This window comes from Rahnella perminowiae (assembly GCF_019049695.1).
GTDB classification, from domain to species: domain Bacteria; phylum Pseudomonadota; class Gammaproteobacteria; order Enterobacterales; family Enterobacteriaceae; genus Rahnella; species Rahnella perminowiae.
On record NZ_JAFMOT010000155.1, the window covers coordinates 14,878 to 31,855 of the forward strand.

Here is a 16,978-nt window from a genome sequence, read left to right on the forward strand (position 1 = left end):
CAGGCATGCAGATTAAACAAGGGGTAACAAAGCATGACGTTATAAGTCTCCCGGCATGGATCGCAGGCAAAAAAAAGCGGAGCCTGAGCTCCGCGTTTCCAGAATATGAAAATCCGGGTCTGTTACTTATCGACGTGATCCGGGAATTCCATGTCGCTGTATTTGACTACTTTGGTGCCTTTGCTCAACTTGTAGCCGAACCAGATGATCAGGAACAGCGGCAGGCCGATGTAAGTTGCCGCAACACCGCCCCAGTCAATGGTGTCCTTGAGGAACGCCTGATAGTTCTGGCCCAACGTAATGATCAGACAGAGTACAAAGGCAAAAACCGGACCGAACGGGAAGAAACCTGACAGATAAGGCAATTTCTTCAGGTCACGTCCCTGCAGGACATAACCACGACGGAAGCGGTAATGGCTGACTGCAATCCCCAGCCAGGCGATGAAACCGGTCATGCCCGAGGTGTTAAGCAGCCACAGATAAACCGTCTGATTACCAAACATTGAACTCAGGAAGCACAGCGCAGCCACGATGGTGGTGGCATACAGCGCGTTACGCGGCACACCGCCTTTTGACAATTTGGCGAACATGCGTGGCGCTTTACCTTCACTTGCCAGTGTAAACAGCATACGGGTTGAGGCGTACATACCAGAGTTACCGGCAGACAGTACCGCGGTCAGGATCACGGCATTCATCACTGCCGCTGCTGACAACAGACCGGCATTACGGAACACCAGTGTGAACGGGCTGACGGAGATATCGCCAACTTCGTTACGCAGCAGGCTTGGATCGGTATAAGGAATGATCAGGCTGATGACCAGAATCGCCAGAATATAGAACAGCAGGATACGCCAGAAAACCTGACGCACGGCACGTGGAATATTCTTGCCCGGATTCTCAGATTCACCCGCTGCCACACCGATCAGTTCTGTACCCTGGAAGGAGAAGCCGACAATCATTGCCACACCTATCATCGAGGCAAAACCGCCCGCAAATGGCGCATCACCGATGGCCCAGTTATGCCAGCCCGCTGTTTCAGCACCACGCATGATACCGGTGATCATCAGTACGCCGACGGTAATAAAGATGATGACAGTGACCACTTTGATCAGCGAGAACCAGTATTCCGCCTCGCCAAAACCACGCACGGAAATGTAGTTGAGCAGGAAGATCAGACCGAGGAACAAAGCGCTCCAGATCCAGCCAGGCGTGTCCGGGAACCAGTAATTCATCACCAGTTGTGAGGCCACCAGGTCAACCGCGATGGTGACAGCCCAGTTGTACCAGTAGTTCCAGCCCAGGGCGAAACCGAAGCCTTCTTCAACATAGCGGGAGCCGTAGGTAGAGAACGAACCTGAAACCGGCATGAACGCCGCCAGTTCACCCAGACTGGTCATCAGGAAGTAAACCATGATGCCGATTAATGCGTAGGAAAGCAGTGCCCCACCCGGGCCCGCCTGGGAAACTGTCGCACCTGAAGCAACAAATAATCCCGTACCAATTGAACCGCCGATGGCGATCATCGTTAGGTGACGTGCCTTAAGCTCGCGACGCAGTGTGGGAGCCACCTGCGTATTTTTTGTATGTTGTTGAGCCATTTTTTCCCTATATCCGCTCGTCATGTGGAAATTTAAGCGCGGATTGTAGCAAAACCTGCCGCTCTGAATAGCAGGAACGACCTGTTATAAGACACCTTCATAACTGGCTGCAGATCATTAGTGAAAGACCGTTATTGGGCTTCGCGACAATAGGTCAGAAACCGTGATAATGCGCCGGAGATATGTTTTTGCCGATGATGGATCAGGTAAAGTTTGCGCACCATCGGCGCGACCGGCAACCGGATTTCTACCAGAGAACCACTGCTTAGCTGCTCAGAAATCACCCGACGTGAAAGGCAACTGATCCCGATACCATGCCTGACAGCATGCTTAATTGCCTCGGAATTCCCCAGCTCCATGACCAGATTAAAATCCGGTAGCTGCGGCAACAACAGGTGATCTAACACTTCACGGGTACCGGAGCCGCGCTCGCGCAGGATCCAGGGTTCACGCGCCAGCGACTCCAGCGAAACCACCCGCCCCGCCAGCGGGTTTTCCGGTGCGACAAACACCACCAGTTCGTCATCCAGCCAGGGCTGTGTGATCAGTTCAGGCAACTGACACGGGCCTTCAATCAAACCGAGATCGACACGAAAGTCCGACACTGCATTAATGACATCGTTGGTGTTACCCACGTTCAGTTCCAGCGGTGTGTGGGGGAAATCCAGACGATAATCCGCAATCATCGCCGGCAGCATATAGTTGCCAATAGTGCTGCTCGCGCCGATGCGCAGCGAACCGTTGTCGTGATTAAACAGATGCTCGATTTCGCCAGCCTGTTCGAGCAATGCCAGCGCTTTCGGATACAACAAACGCCCATGCTCATTAATGACCAGCCGCTTGCCGACACGGTCAAATAACTGCACGCCCAGTTGCCCTTCAATATCGGCCAGCGCCGCACTGACCGCAGATTGTGATAATGAAAGCACAACTGACGCCTGCGTGGTCGAACCGCTTTTCAGCACCTCGGCGAAAACCTCAAGTTGTCGCAATGTTATGTGCATAAATGTCCCGCTATTCTCATGCGCCCTATAGCACGCTGTGCTTTTAGTATAGACCCTTGCCTTGCAGGCCTCTTTTGAATGGATACTCTATACCACTTTTATAGATAGGTTATAAAGTAATAATCTATTTCATTTTTATATAAGCGCGGCGTAGCCTTATCTCATCACTCCTGAATGAGGAACGGACAATGAATACACTTGCGCTTAAAAACGAAAATAAAAAAGCGGCGGATAACCCGCATCTCCCTCATTTTTCGGGCTTTCGCCGCGTGTTACCCGGCCTGGCGCTGACCGGTATGATCACTGCACTGGCGATCTGGCTAAGTGATATTCCTGCGCTAAATCATCTCGGCCTGAGCGCACTGACGCTGGCGATTGTCATCGGCATGGTAATCGGTAACACGGTGTATCCGGCGGCAAAACCCTGGTGTGAGGAAGGTGTGACGCTGGCGAAGCAACGTCTTCTGCGTCTGGGCATTATCCTTTACGGTTTACGACTCACGTTTGCGCAAATTGCGGATGTCGGCGCGACCGGTATTCTGACTGACGCGCTGATGCTGTGTTCCACTTTCGCCCTCGCCTGCTGGCTTGGACAGCGGGTCTTTAAACTGGACCGCGATACCTCGATGCTGATTGGCGCGGGTAGCAGCATCTGTGGCGCAGCGGCGGTGATGGCGACGGAACCGGTGCTTAATGCCAAAGCCGAGAAAGTGACGGTTGCGGTGGCAACTGTCGTGATCTTCGGAACAGCAGCCATCTTTTTGTATCCGTGGTTATGGCATCTGAATGCTCAGTATCACTGGCTGAGCTTTACCGCTGCCCAGTTCGGCATCTATACCGGTTCGACGGTGCATGAAGTTGCGCAGGTCGTGGCAGCCGGTCAGGGTATCAGCCCGGATGCGGAAAACGCGGCAGTGATCGCCAAGATGATCCGCGTCATGATGCTGGCGCCGTTCCTGTTGCTGCTCTCTGGCTGGACGTCACGGAAAGCCGGGCAACAAGGCGGTCAGATGACGGGCATGCGTAACATTACTATCCCGTGGTTTGCCCTGCTGTTTATTCTGGTAGCGGCAGTTAATTCACTCAATATTCTGCCCCACAGCTGGATCCCGATGCTGATTACGTTCGATACCGTGCTGCTGGCGATGGCGATGGCAGCGCTCGGGCTGACCACCCACATCAGCGCATTACGTCAGGCGGGCCTTAAACCGATGCTGCTGGCGGCGGTATTGTTCATCTGGCTGATTGTCGGCGGTGCCGGTATCAACCAGCTTGTTCAGCAGCTTTTGGGCTGATGTTGCTGCTTTTAACACTTCAGTGCTGCGCCTCCTGCCAGGAGGCGCTATCATTTGCCCATAAACGCGATGAATAACTGAGGAGCAAAAATGAAGTTTGTGGGAGCACACGTGAGTGCAGCCGGGGGGGTCGATCAGGCGGTTCTGAGGGCACACGAGCTGGAAGCCACGGCTTTTGCGCTTTTCACCAAGAATCAGCGTCAGTGGAAAGCCGCACCGTTGCCGGAAGACGTCATCGGAAAATTCAAAGTGGCTTGTGAAACATACGGCTACCAAAGCAGTCAGATTTTGCCGCACGACAGCTACCTGATTAACCTCGGTCATCCGGTCGCCGAAGCGCTGGAGAAATCACGCGAGGCGTTTCTTGATGAGTTGCAACGCTGCGAACAACTGGGCCTTTCACTGCTAAATTTCCATCCGGGCAGCCACCTGATGCAAATCGCAGAAGATAAATGCCTGGCGCTGATTTCTGAATCTCTGAACATTGCGTTGGATAAAACCAAAGGCGTGACAGCGGTTATCGAAAACACCGCCGGTCAGGGCAGTAATCTCGGCTTCCGTTTCGAGCATCTGGCCAAAATTATTGAAGGCGTGGAAGATAAAAGCCGCGTGGGTGTCTGCATCGATACCTGTCACGCCTTTGCGGCGGGTTACGATCTGCGTACGGTGGAAGAATGCGAGAAAACCTTTAAGCACTTTGACGATGTGGTAGGTTTTCAATACCTGCGTGGTATGCATCTCAATGATGCGAAAAGCGCATTCAACAGCCGCGTTGACCGCCACCATAGCCTCGGCGAAGGTAATATCGGCAATACCGTCTTTAGCTGGATCATGAAAGATGCACGTTTCGACGGTATCCCGATGATCCTCGAAACAGTCAATCCGGACATCTGGAAAGATGAAATCGCCTGGCTGAAAGCACAGCAAACGTCTGAAAGTGGCGAAGCGGCAGCTTAGTTTTTACAGTAAATTCCGGTCGGCTCCCTTCCCTGCGAAGGAGAGGAGTAAAAAAGAGAATGACTCAGCTCCATACTCTCTTTTCTTTCGCAGAGAAGGCGCAATAAAAAAGGCGCGACATTCACATGTCGCGCCTTTTGGCTTTTAACGATTTACCGTTATGCAGCAGCTTTCGCGGCTACCGCAGCATCTGAACGTTTCAGAATCGCGTATGCACCACCCGCCAGAACCGTACCGGCGATAATCGCCACCAGATAACCGAGTACCGGTGTGATTGCGCCAGGGATCAGCAGCACGAACAGACCACCGTGTGGTGCCATCAGTTGCGCATGGAATGCCATCGATAAAGCACCGGTCAGTGCACCACCTGCGATACAGCATGGCAGAACACGCATCGGGTCACGGGCTGCGAACGGAATCGCACCTTCAGAGATAAAGCACAGACCTAATACCAGCGCCGCTTTACCCCCTTCACGTTCGCTTTGCTCAAACTTATGACGCGCCAGCAATGTTGCCAGTCCCATAGCCAGAGGAGGTACCATACCGGCAGCCATGATGGCGGCCATAGGGGCGTAGACGGAAGAACTCAGCAATGCCACGCCGAACGCGTAAGCGGCTTTGTTCACCGGGCCACCCATATCGGTACACATCATCGCACCGAGAATTGCTCCAAGCAGTACCGCATTGGCTGTACCCAAAGATTGCAGCCATGCAGTCAGACCCGCCATGATTTTGGCAACCGGCGTACCGACCACGTAAATCATTACCAGACCGGTAATCAGGCTCGCCACCAGCGGAATAATCAGGATAGGTTTCAGCGCTTCCATACTTTGCGGTAATTTCAGCTTGCCGCTGATGGCTTTCGCCACATAACCCGCCAGGAAACCTGCAATGATACCGCCGAGGAAACCAGCACCGGTGCTGACAGCCAGCATGCCGCCGATAAGACCCGGCGTCAGACCCGGACGGTCAGCAATAGAGAAGGCGATGAAACCGGCCAGAACCGGCACCATCAGCGCGAAGGCTGAAGCCCCCCCGATTTGCATCAGCGCAGCAGCCAGCGTGCCTTTCACTTCAAAGGCTTTGATACCGAAGACAAATGACAGCGCGATACACAAACCACCCGCTACCACCATTGGCAGCATGTAAGACACCCCGGTCAGCAGATGGCGGTACGGGCCTGCGCCACCCGCTTCTTTTTTCCCTGTGCCCGTTGCTTTGCCCTGAGATTTCGGCTCAAACACATCAGCTTCAACCAGCGCTTTGTCCAGTTCCTGTTTGGTCTTTTTCAGGGCCAGACCGGTAGATGTACGATACATCGGCTTACCGGCAAACTTCGCCAGATCCACCTCTATATCAGCCGCGACGATCACCAGATCAGCCGCTGCAACTTCTTCCGGCGTAATAGCATTACCGGCACCGACAGAACCGCGGGTTTCGACTTTTACCCACCAGCCGCGTTTTTTTGCTTCGGTTTCAATGGCTTCAGCCGCCATAAAGGTGTGTGCAACACCCGTCGGGCAGGCTGTGATAGCAACGATACGTTTCGGGCCGCTGGCGGCCGGAGCCGGCACAGCTGCCGCAACCGGGGCGACATACGGTTTCGCTTCGGCCAGCGCGCGTTGCAGGAAAGTCTCCGGATCACGGACTGCGTCAGACACGTCACCGGTATAAATATTTTTGCCAGCCAGGGCGGGCTCGTTAGGTACGGTTTCACCGGCCACAACCACCACATCAGCCTCAGCGGCCTGTTCAGTCAGCTGGTGGCCTGCTTTCGCCGCAGCAGCAGCGAGCAAATTTTTCGCCAGTTGGCTGCGAGCCTGTCCCAGCGAACTGTCTATCATCAGCAGCATTTTCATTCTGCCTCCTGCGGGTTAAAAGGGTTTCAGATCAACACGGGCCATCATCGCCGCAAGTTGCGGACGATCGGTGACACCAACATTACTCTGGCTGACAGCCAGGGCAGCAACTGCGGTTGCCAGCCGTAACGTATGTTCACTGGATTCACGCATCAGCAAACCGTAGATCAGGCCACCGACCATGGAATCGCCGGCACCTACGGTGCTGACAACTTCACAAGCTGGTGGTTTGGCGATCCAGGCACCGGATGCGTTAACCCACAATGCACCTTCAGCCCCCAGAGAAATCACCACATGGGCGATCCCCTGATCACGCAAGGCGTGTGCGGCTTCTACTACGTCACTCAGTTCCGGTAATTTACGGCCAGCCCAGATTTCCAGCTCACGACGGTTAGGTTTAACCAGCCACGGAGCAGCTTTCAGACCGGCAACCAGCGCTTCACGACTGCTGTCGAAGATGATGCACGGGCACTGTGCGCGCAGACGTTTCATCCAGTCGGTGAAGGCATCAGGATCAACACCCGCTGGCAGACTGCCACTGACAGCCACCATGTCGAACTGACCCAGCCATGACAGCGAATCCGTCACGAAACGTTCCCAGTCCGCAGGCGTGACATTGAAGCCTGAGAAGTTGAAGTCGCTGACTTCGCCGTCTTTTTCAGTCAGTTTTACATTGATGCGGGTACGGCCGTTGACGACCTGGAAGCGGTTCGCGATGCCCAGATCGCTGAATAACAGCTGGAAGCCATCCTGGTTTTCTTTTCCCAGGAAACCGCCAACGGTGACGTCAATGCCGAGATCTTTCAGCACTTTGGCAACGTTAATCCCTTTACCCGCCGCGTGCAGGCCGGTGGTTTGTACCAGATTGACTTCACCCCGTTCGATTTCAGGGCAGTAACCGACCAGATCGTAGGCCGGATTTAAAGTAATTGTGGCGACCCGACGGCTCATGCGCCCTCCCCAAGACCTTCAGCAATCGCTTCACCGATGGTTTTTAATGCCAGTTCTGCATCTTCACCGCTGGCAGTAAAGCGCAGGTGGTGACCTTTTTTAACGCCCAGCGCCACGACTTTCATCAGGCTGCGACCGTTGGCAGGTTTACCGCTGCCATCAAGATTCGTTACCGTGATTTCACTGCTGAACTGTTTGATTACGTTCACCAGTGCGGTGCCCGGACGTGCATGCAAGCCGTGTTCGTTACGGATAACGTATTCAGCGGTCAGCACATTGGCTTGTTCTTCGACTTCGCTGGTCAGCAAGGCCAGCACACCGACAGAATCTGCCGTCAGCAAGCGTTCAGCTTTGTTGGCAATCAGCAAATCGCTGAGGTAGTTCAGCACATCGAGCGGCTGATCGTCGGCAACGGAAATCGTCAGCAGCATGGAGACTTTTTCGCCATCCAGATCAAACGACTGCTGCGCACGGCTTACTGTTGCCGCGCTTTTCAGGTTGCCTTCGGTGCTGTCGCTCAGCCAGATGCCCTGCCCGAGGTTCAGCGGTTTTCGGCTGATGACATCGCTGACAAAAGCGTTATCGACCGCACCAATCTCTTTCAGGCGGCCTGCGTTCAGCGCCTGTAATGTGATCAGGTTTTCAGCGGCCACATCGACCGCGATAAGCTGGGTATCAAACAGGAATTCAGCCGCATTTTTTTCGCCCATCAGCAGGCTGCGTAATTCTTCAGCAGAATCTGTTTTTGCCAGGCGATCGGCCACACTGTCATCACTTAATACGTGCGTCAGCTGGCGAAGCAAACCGAGGTGTTCATCAGAACGGGCTGCGATGCCGATCACGACATATGCCGTCTGACCTTCACCCCAGGTAATCCCCTGCGGGAACTGGAAAACCTGCACGCCGGTATCAAGTACCAGGTCACGGGTATCCGTGGTGCCGTGCGGGATTGCGATGCCGTTGCCAAGGTAAGTCGAGGTTTGCAACTCACGCGCCAGCATGCCGTCTACATAACCTTCGCTGACGCGACCGGCCTGAGTCAGTGCTGCTGCAACCTGGCGAATAGCGTCCTGCTTATCGCTGGCAGCCGCACCGAGATGAATATCTTGCTGTGACAGTTGGAACATAATTCTCCTCTCCTGCTGAAATTGAATCGTTTCAGCTTTACTGAGAAAAAAGGAGCGCCATCAGATCTCAGGAGAAAAATGACAACGCTGAAACGTTTCAAGGAGTCTCAATCCGGCCTGTTTTTAAATCAAGCTTTCCCTGATTTTGCATAACAATTTTTTGATGTTACGCACAGTTTCCTTTCTGAGAGCTTTCCGAAACAGATTACTTAACGCAAATGCTGAAGCAGGCTGACGTAAAATGCTGACACAAGCTGACCGGTGGTGGTCAGGCATGATGCCGTAAAAAAAGCCCCCCTGATCTGGCGGTTTTTGACACAAAGTGCGGTTTTATTCTTCAGTATGGCAAATTCACGCCGGTTTACATTTTTGATGATCAAAACCTGTTTTTGTTTTTTTTAAACTGACGTAACATTCGCGCAAATTTTGTCCCCTCCCCTACATCCGGTTCATTTACCTAATGCGAATTTCTACAACGTCAGCCCGCCGTTTACCCGACATGACGTCGACTGCTTTTCTGATCATCGCCTTTCTCACGGGCATTGCGGGCGCATTACAGACGCCAACCCTCAGCCTGTTCCTGACGTCTCAGGTGCACGTCAGCCCGTTTATGGTCGGTATCTTCTTTACCGGCAGCGCCGTGATCGGTATTTTCGTCAGCCAGTTGCTGGCGACGTGGTCTGATAAACGCGGTGACCGCAAAACGCTGATTTTGTATTGCTGCATACTGGGTGCGCTGGCTTGTGTGCTTTTCGCCTTCAACCGTAATTACTTTATTCTGCTGTGCATCGGCGTTTTGCTGTCGAGTTTCGGTTCTACGGCAAACCCGCAGATGTTCGCGTTAGCCCGGGAGCATTCCGAAAAAACCGGCCGTGAAGCCGTGATGTTCAGCTCAATTTTGCGCGCACAGGTTTCGCTGGCATGGGTGGTCGGCCCGCCGCTGGCCTTCGCCCTGTCGATGGGATTTGGTTTTACCTTTATGTACTGCGCTGCCGCGCTGGCCTTCTTACTGTGCGGTGTAATGGTGTGGATGTTCCTGCCTTCAATGCCTAAAGCGCACATCAAAACCACCGCCACGCTGGAAGCACCCCGCCGTAACCGCCGCGATACACTGATGCTGTTCATTGCCTGTTCGCTGATGTGGGCAGCAAATAGCATTTATCTGATTAATATGCCGCTGTATGTGGTGCGTGAACTGGGGCTGCCGGAAAAACTGGCGGGCGTGCTGATGGGCAGTGCCGCCTGTCTGGAAATTCCGACCATGCTGATTGCCGGGTATCTGGCTAAGCAGTTGGGGAAACGGTTCCTGATGCGTTTTGCCGTGCTGGCGGGGGTGATTTTCTACGGCTGCCTTCTGTTTACAACCGGTGCAGCCATGCTGATTGCTTTACAGTTGCTGAACGCGATTTTCATCGGCATTCTGGCCGGGATCGGCATGCTGTATTTTCAGGATCTGATGCCGGGTCAGGCAGGGGCCGCCACCACGCTTTTCACCAACTCAACACGGGCGGGCTGGATCCTCGCCGGTTCGCTGGCCGGAGTGATCGCGCAGTTCTGGACATACCATGCGGTATTTTACGCCGCACTGGTGATGGTGATCGGTTCAGTGTTGTGTATCTGGAAAGTGAAAAACGTCGATAAGCCGGCTGAAAGTATGCCAGCGGCGGCGGTTTAAGGCGCCGTATCCGCTTCCAGCTTAATCAGATAAGTCAGTGCCTGGTCGCGATGTGTAAAACACATTTCGCGGCTGGCCTGCAGACTGGCGCACACTTTCGGGCGCAGCGGTGAGGCGAAAATTTTACACAGGAAATTATCGGCCAGCTGAACACAGCGTGTATTCGCCGGCTTGCCGTCTGGCATCCCCGGGATCGGGCTTGAAATTGAGGGCGCTATGCAACAGGCTCCGCAATCAGTACGACAGTCCATCAACAGCCTCCTCAGGCCTCATTTTGAGCCGCGACAATAGCAGGCGAGGTAATGCGCCACCAGCGAAATATTGACGACTTTTTAACATCATTACCCGAACATTTTTCATACCGGCAGGCGGAGCGCAAAAAATGCGCCGTAACGCGGAGTTTCGCGACTCTTTTTACGCTATCTGCTTGCCTGAAATCAGCGGCGCGAGTAACGTGTCGCAAATTATTTATCTCTCTGCTGACAGGTTATTTATATGGCACGTGCTAACGAAATTAAACGCGGCTTCGTTGTGAACTACGACGGCAAATTGCTGCTGGTAAAAGATATTGATGTTCAGAGCCCGAGCGCCCGTGGTGCCAGCACCTTGTATAAAATGCGTTTCGCTGACGTCCGTACGGGTGGCAAAGTGGAAGAGCGCTTTAAAGGCGACGATATCCTGGATACCGTTACCCTGACCCGTCGTAAAGTTAACTTCTCTTACGTGGATGGTGACGAATATATCTTTATGGATGACGAAGACTTCACGCCCTACACCTTTAATAAGGCACAGATCGAAGATGAACTGCTGTTCATCCCTGAAGAAGGCTTGCAGGGCATGCAGGTTCTGACGCTGGACAGCCAGCTGCTGGCGCTCGAAATGCCACAGACTGTGGATCTGGAAATCGTGGAAACAGCTCCGGGCATCAAAGGCGCATCCGCCAGTTCCCGCACCAAACCTGCGGTAATGAGCACCGGGCTGAACATTCAGGTTCCTGAGTACCTGAGTTCTGGCGACAAAATCCGTATTCATATTGCAGAACGCCGTTATATGGGCCGCGCGGATTAATCAGCGCCCTGCCCTTAGGTAAAAGGAACGCTCCGGCGTTCCTTTTTTATTGTCTGCATTTTGCAATTCATCTCTCAGACAATGGATCTGTATCACAAAATGAGTGGCTGTCTGGACTTACCAATTCCCCTTTCTATCATATGACTTTACACTCTACACCCTGATTTCGGCTTAAATCGTCGCTTTATCCAGCATAAAATTGAACTGACGGGTAAACAGCCCCAATTTGGCCTGACCAATTATTTATTTCTGACTTGTCTGGAGTATTGCATGAAAACTATTGCCACAGCGTCCCTGCCTGCAGCAGTGTCATTGCCTGCTTATGATCGCGATGCGTTAAAAAGCCGTATTGTTCATCTCGGATTTGGCGCCTTCCATCGCGCTCACCAGGCACTGCTGACCAACCGCGTACTGAACCTTCAGGGGGGCGACTGGGGCATTTGCGAAATCAGCCTGTTTGGCAATGAAACCCTGATCAAAAGCTTACGTCAGCAAAATCATCTGTTTACCGTGCTGGAAAAAGGCGCGGACGGCAACCAGGCGATTATCATCGGCTCCGCGCATGAATCAGTGCATGGCGGGATTGACGGGCTGACAGCGGTACTTGAAAAACTCACCGAACCTCAGATAGCGATTGTTTCCCTGACCATTACCGAAAAAGGCTATTGCATTGAGCCAGGCACTGGCGAACTGGATCTGCAAAATCCAAAAATTCAGCAGGATCTGGCCGGTGATCAGGCACCCAGTACTGCGCCAGGCGTACTCGTTGAAGCGCTGCGCCTGCGTCATGAACGCGGCCTGCCGGGCTTCACCGTTTTATGCTGCGATAACATTCCTGAAAACGGTCTGGTCGTAAAAAAAGCCGTCCTGGGCATGGCGAAAGCCCGTTCCCCGGCGCTGGCGAAATGGATCACTGAAAACGTCTCTTTCCCAAGCACTATGGTTGACCGCATCGTTCCTGCGGCAACAGAGAACACGCTGGAAGAAATCACCGAAGCACTCGGTGGCGTGACCGATCCTTGTGGTATCGCCTGCGAACCGTTCATTCAGTGGGTGGTGGAAGACCATTTCGTGGCAGGCCGCCCTGACTGGGAGAAAGCCGGTGCGCAGATGGTTGACGACGTTCTGCCTTTTGAACAAATGAAGTTGCGCATGCTGAACGGCAGCCATTCTTTCCTCGCATACCTTGGCTATCTGGCCGGCTATCAGCACATCAATGATTGCATGGAAGACGCCAACTACAAAGCCGCTGCCCATCATCTGATGCTGCATGAACAGGCCCCGACACTCAGCGTCGGGGGGGTTGATCTTAACGCCTATGCTGACAGCCTGATTGCGCGTTACAGCAATCCGGCGCTGAAACACCGGACCTGGCAAATCGCGATGGATGGTACACAGAAGCTGCCACAGCGTATGCTCGACTCAATCCGCTGGCATGTTAAAAATGGCGGTTCCTATGAATTGCTGGCGCTGGGCGTAGCAGGCTGGATGCGTTATGTGGGCGGGACTGATGATGCCGGACAACCGATCGAGATTAAAGATCCGATGGCTGAAACAGTCGCTGAAATTGTGGCGTCAACTGAAGATGGCGAACCGCGTGTGAAAGCCCTGCTGACCTTGACAGGTGTATTCGGTGAACAGTTGCCTCATGAAGAGAAAGTCGTAAACGCCATCCTGAGCGCATATGCCGATCTCCAAAGAATCGGCGCGAAGAAGACTGTCGCAAAATACATGCGTTAAGCCCGACACTGACACAGAAAACGGCTGCTGCGGCAGCCGTTTTTATTTGTTTTGCGCGATTAATCGTTCAGCCCGGAGGGGACCGAAGAGAACAGGAATCCGTCAAAAGACGGATCATCAGCATCCGAAACCTGTAACAGCATATCTTTTACATTTTCCAGATGCTGCCACATCGCCTGTTTGGCGGCTTTCGGATCCCTGCGCAGTACCGCCTGCAAAATTCTCTGATGGTCCTGCAACCAAATCTGGCCGTAATTTTTATTGCCGACATGCTGATGGATCCCCTGCCACATTGGGCTGCGCTGGCGGATCAGCCACAAATCATCCACCAGTTTAACCAGCACGCTGTTCTGGGAAGCCTGCGCCAGCAAGGCATGAAACCGTTGATCTTCAGCATCATCGGATACGCCACGGGCAATGCATTCACGTTGTGCATCAATGGCATCGCGCATTTGCAGAATATCCGTCTTAGTGGCCTGCATCGCCGCAAAAGCCGCGACTTCACTTTCCAGCAATTGCCGCGCCTGTAATAACTCAAACGGGCCATATCCGCTGTCAGCATCTTCCGGCTGGCCGTCTTGCGGCTGATGCAACACATAGACGCCGGAACCTTTACGCACTTCTACCACTTTTTCGAGTTCCAGCATGATCAGCGCTTCACGCACCACACTCCGGCTGACGGAATAAGATTCAGCAATGTCACGCTCCGGAGGAAGGCGATCACCAGGGGCATACTTCCCGGCATGGATATCGCGGCGCAGATGACCGCCTATCTCCTGATAAAGTCGCATGTTTTGCCTCTTTTCTCTGCCACAGTCTTAATTGGTCTGACATCTGATAAATCGTTATGATGCCTGAAATAAGAGGGAAAATTATAACATGTCGGCAAAAAGGGAAAGGACAGGAATGGAAAACTGACGGTCCGATCAAAACCGGGCCAGCCACTTTACAAAGTTGTCCGGCCAAACTCGGTGGTATCATACTGACGCGCTCAATGACCGGGTTACAAATCATTAGCCGTGTTAATTCATTTCCGGCATTTAATTATAATTCACCGTCATTACAGCAAGACGAGGATCATTATTAATATGCTGCGTTGTGACCTTTCCGAGAGACAAAGGTAGTGCGAAAGAGGATGGAGTATGGACATTTACCGTATGAACCTGTCTTATCTGCCGGCCGTCACGCTCACAATGACTGATCACCCGGTTCTGTTCAGCGTTAAACTGGCATCCTCCGTCAACAATCGCGCCCGTAAAGTGAATGATTCCGCCTGATGCAGCGGCAGTGGCAAACTGAGTCGTCCCTGAGGCCATGACTCCCAAAAACAGTACACAGGTCATTCTGTTCATGGTGACACCTCATCATAATTATAAATTTTAAAGTTCCCATAACTGCAATTTAACATTAATACATCTCATTGAATTCACACGCCTGAATACAAAATAAACCGTGCCCGCCTGCCGCTAAAAATAAGCAATCCATGTCTTACATCGGCACAACGCTGGATTTTCTTAAGAAGTCGCTGCACATTGACGGGAAATTTTTCAAAAAGGATGTGCAACCATGACCAAAACCAACCTGATCACCGGTTTTCTGGGAAGCGGCAAAACCACCACGCTGCGCCATCTGCTGGCTCAGAAGCCTGAAGGTGAGAAGTGGGCCGTGCTGGTAAATGAATTCGGCGAAGTCGGGATTGATGGTGCGTTACTGGCTGACAGTGGTGCGGTCCTGAAGGAAATTCCCGGTGGTTGCATGTGCTGCGTGAACGGTTTGCCCATGCAGGTCGGCCTGAATATGTTATTGCAGCAGGCAAAACCTGACCGCTTGCTGATCGAACCCACCGGGCTGGGGCATCCGAAGCAGATCCTCTCTTTACTGACGTCCGCCGTTTACAGCAACTGGCTGACACTCAATGCCACGCTTTGTCTGTTGGATCCACGTCAGTTAAGCGATCAGCGCGTCATTGAGAATGAAAACTTTCGCGATCAGCTGGCCTCGGCAGACATCATTGTGGCGAATAAGTCTGATGTGACGCAGGCGCAGGACAAACAGAAGCTGGACGAATGGTATCAACACAGTGGCCGCCAGCGCCTTCTGATCACCGCTTCGCAAGGTAAGATAGACCCGGCTTTACTGGATTTACCGCGCCAGAATCGGGCTGAGTTACCGCAAGCTAAACATCATCATGCTCATGCCGAAAAACCTGGGCTGGCCGCGCTGAGCCTGCCGGCGAAACAGCGCTGGCGTCGCGCACTGAATCAGGCAGACGGTTATACCAGTTGCGGATGGATATTTGATGGCGAAACACAGTTTGAGGCGGCGGACATTCTCGACTGGGCGCGTGCAGTACCGGTTGAACGTGTCAAAGGGATTATGCGCATTAAAGAAGGCACTTTAATGATTAACCGGCAGGGCAATGACTTACATATCGAAACCAAACCGGCGCTGCCTTCAGACAGCAGAATTGAGCTTATTACGCAAAACGAAGTGCAATGGAATACATTACAATCATCTTTGTTGAAGATTCGTTTAAGTTGATCGGATTAAGTTAACGCTAACTACGTTATTCCTTACCCTGCTAAGAATAGGTTTTCCTTTATGTGGCGCCGCAATATCCCGGCAATCCTGATACTCAATGTATTAGGCGTTGCCTTATTTTTATCTTTCTATCTGCCAGCAAACCATGGTTTCTGGTTCCCGATTGATAAATCGATTTTCTTCTTTTTTAACCAACATCTGGCAACCGATGCGTGGTTCCTGCACCTGGTCGCCGTGACCAATAACCGTGCCTTTGATGTTATTTCACTCCTGGCGATGGGAATATTGTATCTGAGCTACTTCGTGAAGCAGGATGGCAACGGGCGTCGGCGTTACATCATTATTGGTATTGTGATGCTGCTGACCGCGGTGGTGCTCAACCAGATAGGGCATTTATTGCCTGTCAGCCACAAGAGTCCGTCGCTCAGCTTTCCGGGTGTAAACCGGGTGAGCGAGCTGACCGGCATTCCTACCAAAGATGCTTCCGGAGACAGTTTCCCGGGCGATCATGGCATGATGCTGATTATTTTCTCATGCTTCATGCTGCGCTATCTGGGCAGGTCAGCATTCGCTATCGCTTTGATCATCACCTTCATCTTCTCCCTGCCCCGGGTGATGATTGGTGCACACTGGTTTACGGATATCGCGGTCGGCTCAATGTCCGTCGTGCTGGTCGGTGCCAGCTGGTGGCTAATGACGCCTGCGAGCGATATGCTGATTAACTGGCTTGAGAAAAAGTTACCCGGTAAAAAAAAATCCTAAGTCACAGGCATAATTTCAAATTACATACATAATAATTATGGCCCGACAGATGTTTATGATCTGCCGGGCCTTTTTATAAGAAACTTTTCAGCACTTCTCTCTCGTATTATGTGCCAGGAACGCACTAATGATGCGGCTTTAACCCAAATTTGTATAAATATCACCCATCACTTTTAACATGTTTACTTACATCACCTTACATCACAATTTCTTATAAGAAATCTCATAATACCTCTCGCAATCACCTGTTCATTACGGTAATCTCCAATTCGCCTGCATAGAATTGTGCTAAAAACGCCCCGGTTCAGGAAAAAAACGTGCTCTGACACACATTTTCCCTTCAAGGCATTTGTCCCACAGATGTACGGCAGGTAGTCTCGCTTCGTTTGGCAATTTTAATA

At 52.4% G+C, this 16,978-nt stretch carries 15 protein-coding genes; 8 read left to right on the forward strand and 7 right to left on the reverse strand.

Annotated features, from left to right (window positions below):
- Nucleotides 1-122: 122 nt before the first annotated feature.
- Together J1781_RS03905 and yieE are read right to left on the reverse strand one after the other, a co-directional pair.
- Nucleotides 123-1,598 carry an amino acid permease gene (locus tag J1781_RS03905; RefSeq protein ID WP_217233235.1) on the reverse strand — a complete coding sequence of 492 codons (1,476 nt, stop codon included), beginning with the start codon at nucleotides 1,596-1,598 and terminating at the stop codon, nucleotides 123-125.
- A gap of 131 nt (nucleotides 1,599-1,729) precedes the next feature.
- Nucleotides 1,730-2,602: a DNA-binding transcriptional regulator YeiE gene (yieE, locus tag J1781_RS03910; RefSeq protein WP_129952397.1), complete on the reverse strand. Its 873-nt coding sequence runs from the start codon at nucleotides 2,600-2,602 to the stop codon at nucleotides 1,730-1,732.
- A gap of 188 nt (nucleotides 2,603-2,790) precedes the next feature.
- Between yieE and J1781_RS03915 the strand changes: the two genes are divergently transcribed.
- Together J1781_RS03915 and nfo are read left to right on the forward strand one after the other, a co-directional pair.
- On the forward strand, nucleotides 2,791-3,897 hold the full coding sequence (locus J1781_RS03915; RefSeq protein ID WP_129991256.1) for a YeiH family protein: 1,107 nt from the start codon (nucleotides 2,791-2,793) through the stop codon (nucleotides 3,895-3,897).
- Between the two features lie 90 nt (nucleotides 3,898-3,987).
- Entirely contained in the window at nucleotides 3,988-4,854 is an 867-nt protein-coding gene (gene nfo / locus J1781_RS03920; RefSeq protein ID WP_129952395.1) for a deoxyribonuclease IV, read from the forward strand.
- 158 nt (nucleotides 4,855-5,012) lie between these two features.
- Here the strand turns inward: nfo and fruA are convergent, their stop codons facing one another.
- The 3 genes from fruA to fruB are packed head-to-tail and all read right to left on the reverse strand — an operon-like array spanning nucleotide 5,013 to nucleotide 8,791.
- Nucleotides 5,013-6,713, reverse strand: a complete 1,701-nt coding sequence (gene fruA, locus J1781_RS03925; RefSeq protein WP_129952394.1) for a PTS fructose transporter subunit IIBC — start codon at nucleotides 6,711-6,713, stop codon at nucleotides 5,013-5,015.
- 15 nt (nucleotides 6,714-6,728) lie between these two features.
- Nucleotides 6,729-7,664, reverse strand: a complete 936-nt coding sequence (gene fruK / locus J1781_RS03930; RefSeq protein WP_013574663.1) for a 1-phosphofructokinase — start codon at nucleotides 7,662-7,664, stop codon at nucleotides 6,729-6,731.
- Complete coding sequence (fruB, locus tag J1781_RS03935) at nucleotides 7,661-8,791, reverse strand: fused PTS fructose transporter subunit IIA/HPr protein (RefSeq protein WP_217219759.1); 1,131 nt, start codon at nucleotides 8,789-8,791, stop codon at nucleotides 7,661-7,663. The genes fruK and fruB overlap by 4 nt, the downstream gene beginning before the upstream one ends.
- Before the next feature lie 460 nt (nucleotides 8,792-9,251).
- Here fruB and J1781_RS03940 point away from each other — a divergent pair, with 460 nt between their 5' ends.
- Nucleotides 9,252-10,466 carry a sugar efflux transporter gene (locus J1781_RS03940; RefSeq protein ID WP_217233236.1) on the forward strand — a complete coding sequence of 405 codons (1,215 nt, stop codon included), beginning with the start codon at nucleotides 9,252-9,254 and terminating at the stop codon, nucleotides 10,464-10,466.
- Here J1781_RS03940 and J1781_RS03945 read toward each other — a convergent pair.
- Entirely contained in the window at nucleotides 10,463-10,717 is a 255-nt protein-coding gene (locus tag J1781_RS03945; RefSeq protein ID WP_129952391.1) for a YkgJ family cysteine cluster protein, read from the reverse strand. The genes J1781_RS03940 and J1781_RS03945 overlap by 4 nt on opposite strands.
- Before the next feature lie 244 nt (nucleotides 10,718-10,961).
- On the opposite strand from J1781_RS03945, the gene yeiP reads away from it, so the two are divergent.
- Together yeiP and J1781_RS03955 are read left to right on the forward strand one after the other, a co-directional pair.
- Entirely contained in the window at nucleotides 10,962-11,534 is a 573-nt protein-coding gene (gene yeiP / locus J1781_RS03950; RefSeq protein ID WP_015696520.1) for an elongation factor P-like protein YeiP, read from the forward strand.
- A 270-nt stretch (nucleotides 11,535-11,804) separates the two neighbouring features.
- Complete coding sequence (locus J1781_RS03955) at nucleotides 11,805-13,274, forward strand: mannitol dehydrogenase family protein (protein WP_129991260.1); 1,470 nt, start codon at nucleotides 11,805-11,807, stop codon at nucleotides 13,272-13,274.
- Nucleotides 13,275-13,333: 59 nt separating this feature from the next.
- Here the strand turns inward: J1781_RS03955 and J1781_RS03960 are convergent, their stop codons facing one another.
- Nucleotides 13,334-14,065: an FCD domain-containing protein gene (locus tag J1781_RS03960; protein ID WP_129952389.1), complete on the reverse strand. Its 732-nt coding sequence runs from the start codon at nucleotides 14,063-14,065 to the stop codon at nucleotides 13,334-13,336.
- 351 nt (nucleotides 14,066-14,416) lie between these two features.
- Between J1781_RS03960 and J1781_RS26310 the strand changes: the two genes are divergently transcribed.
- The 3 genes from J1781_RS26310 (at nucleotide 14,417) to J1781_RS03970 (ending at nucleotide 16,577) form a co-directional block, all read left to right on the forward strand.
- The gene (locus J1781_RS26310) at nucleotides 14,417-14,551 is read left to right on the forward strand and encodes a hypothetical protein (protein WP_255466707.1); all 135 of its coding nucleotides are present in this window, start codon (nucleotides 14,417-14,419) and stop codon (nucleotides 14,549-14,551) included.
- Nucleotides 14,552-14,840: 289 nt separating this feature from the next.
- Nucleotides 14,841-15,815: a CobW family GTP-binding protein gene (locus J1781_RS03965; protein ID WP_217233237.1), complete on the forward strand. Its 975-nt coding sequence runs from the start codon at nucleotides 14,841-14,843 to the stop codon at nucleotides 15,813-15,815.
- 60 nt (nucleotides 15,816-15,875) lie between these two features.
- A complete protein-coding gene (locus J1781_RS03970; protein ID WP_217233238.1) occupies nucleotides 15,876-16,577 on the forward strand; it encodes a phosphatase PAP2 family protein in 702 nt (233 codons plus the stop codon).
- Nucleotides 16,578-16,978: the final 401 nt, after the last annotated feature.

Coding starts and splice junctions, on each gene's coding strand:
- J1781_RS03905 (WP_217233235.1), bottom strand. CDS start 1,598: ATGGCTCAACAACATACAAAAAATACGCAGGTGGCTCCCACACTGCGT.
- yieE (WP_129952397.1), bottom strand. CDS start 2,602: ATGCACATAACATTGCGACAACTTGAGGTTTTCGCCGAGGTGCTGAAA.
- J1781_RS03915 (WP_129991256.1), top strand. CDS start 2,791: ATGAATACACTTGCGCTTAAAAACGAAAATAAAAAAGCGGCGGATAAC.
- nfo (WP_129952395.1), top strand. CDS start 3,988: ATGAAGTTTGTGGGAGCACACGTGAGTGCAGCCGGGGGGGTCGATCAG.
- fruA (WP_129952394.1), bottom strand. CDS start 6,713: ATGAAAATGCTGCTGATGATAGACAGTTCGCTGGGACAGGCTCGCAGC.
- fruK (WP_013574663.1), bottom strand. CDS start 7,664: ATGAGCCGTCGGGTCGCCACAATTACTTTAAATCCGGCCTACGATCTG.
- fruB (WP_217219759.1), bottom strand. CDS start 8,791: ATGTTCCAACTGTCACAGCAAGATATTCATCTCGGTGCGGCTGCCAGC.
- J1781_RS03940 (WP_217233236.1), top strand. CDS start 9,252: ATGCGAATTTCTACAACGTCAGCCCGCCGTTTACCCGACATGACGTCG.
- J1781_RS03945 (WP_129952391.1), bottom strand. CDS start 10,717: ATGGACTGTCGTACTGATTGCGGAGCCTGTTGCATAGCGCCCTCAATT.
- yeiP (WP_015696520.1), top strand. CDS start 10,962: ATGGCACGTGCTAACGAAATTAAACGCGGCTTCGTTGTGAACTACGAC.
- J1781_RS03955 (WP_129991260.1), top strand. CDS start 11,805: ATGAAAACTATTGCCACAGCGTCCCTGCCTGCAGCAGTGTCATTGCCT.
- J1781_RS03960 (WP_129952389.1), bottom strand. CDS start 14,065: ATGCGACTTTATCAGGAGATAGGCGGTCATCTGCGCCGCGATATCCAT.
- J1781_RS26310 (WP_255466707.1), top strand. CDS start 14,417: ATGGACATTTACCGTATGAACCTGTCTTATCTGCCGGCCGTCACGCTC.
- J1781_RS03965 (WP_217233237.1), top strand. CDS start 14,841: ATGACCAAAACCAACCTGATCACCGGTTTTCTGGGAAGCGGCAAAACC.
- J1781_RS03970 (WP_217233238.1), top strand. CDS start 15,876: ATGTGGCGCCGCAATATCCCGGCAATCCTGATACTCAATGTATTAGGC.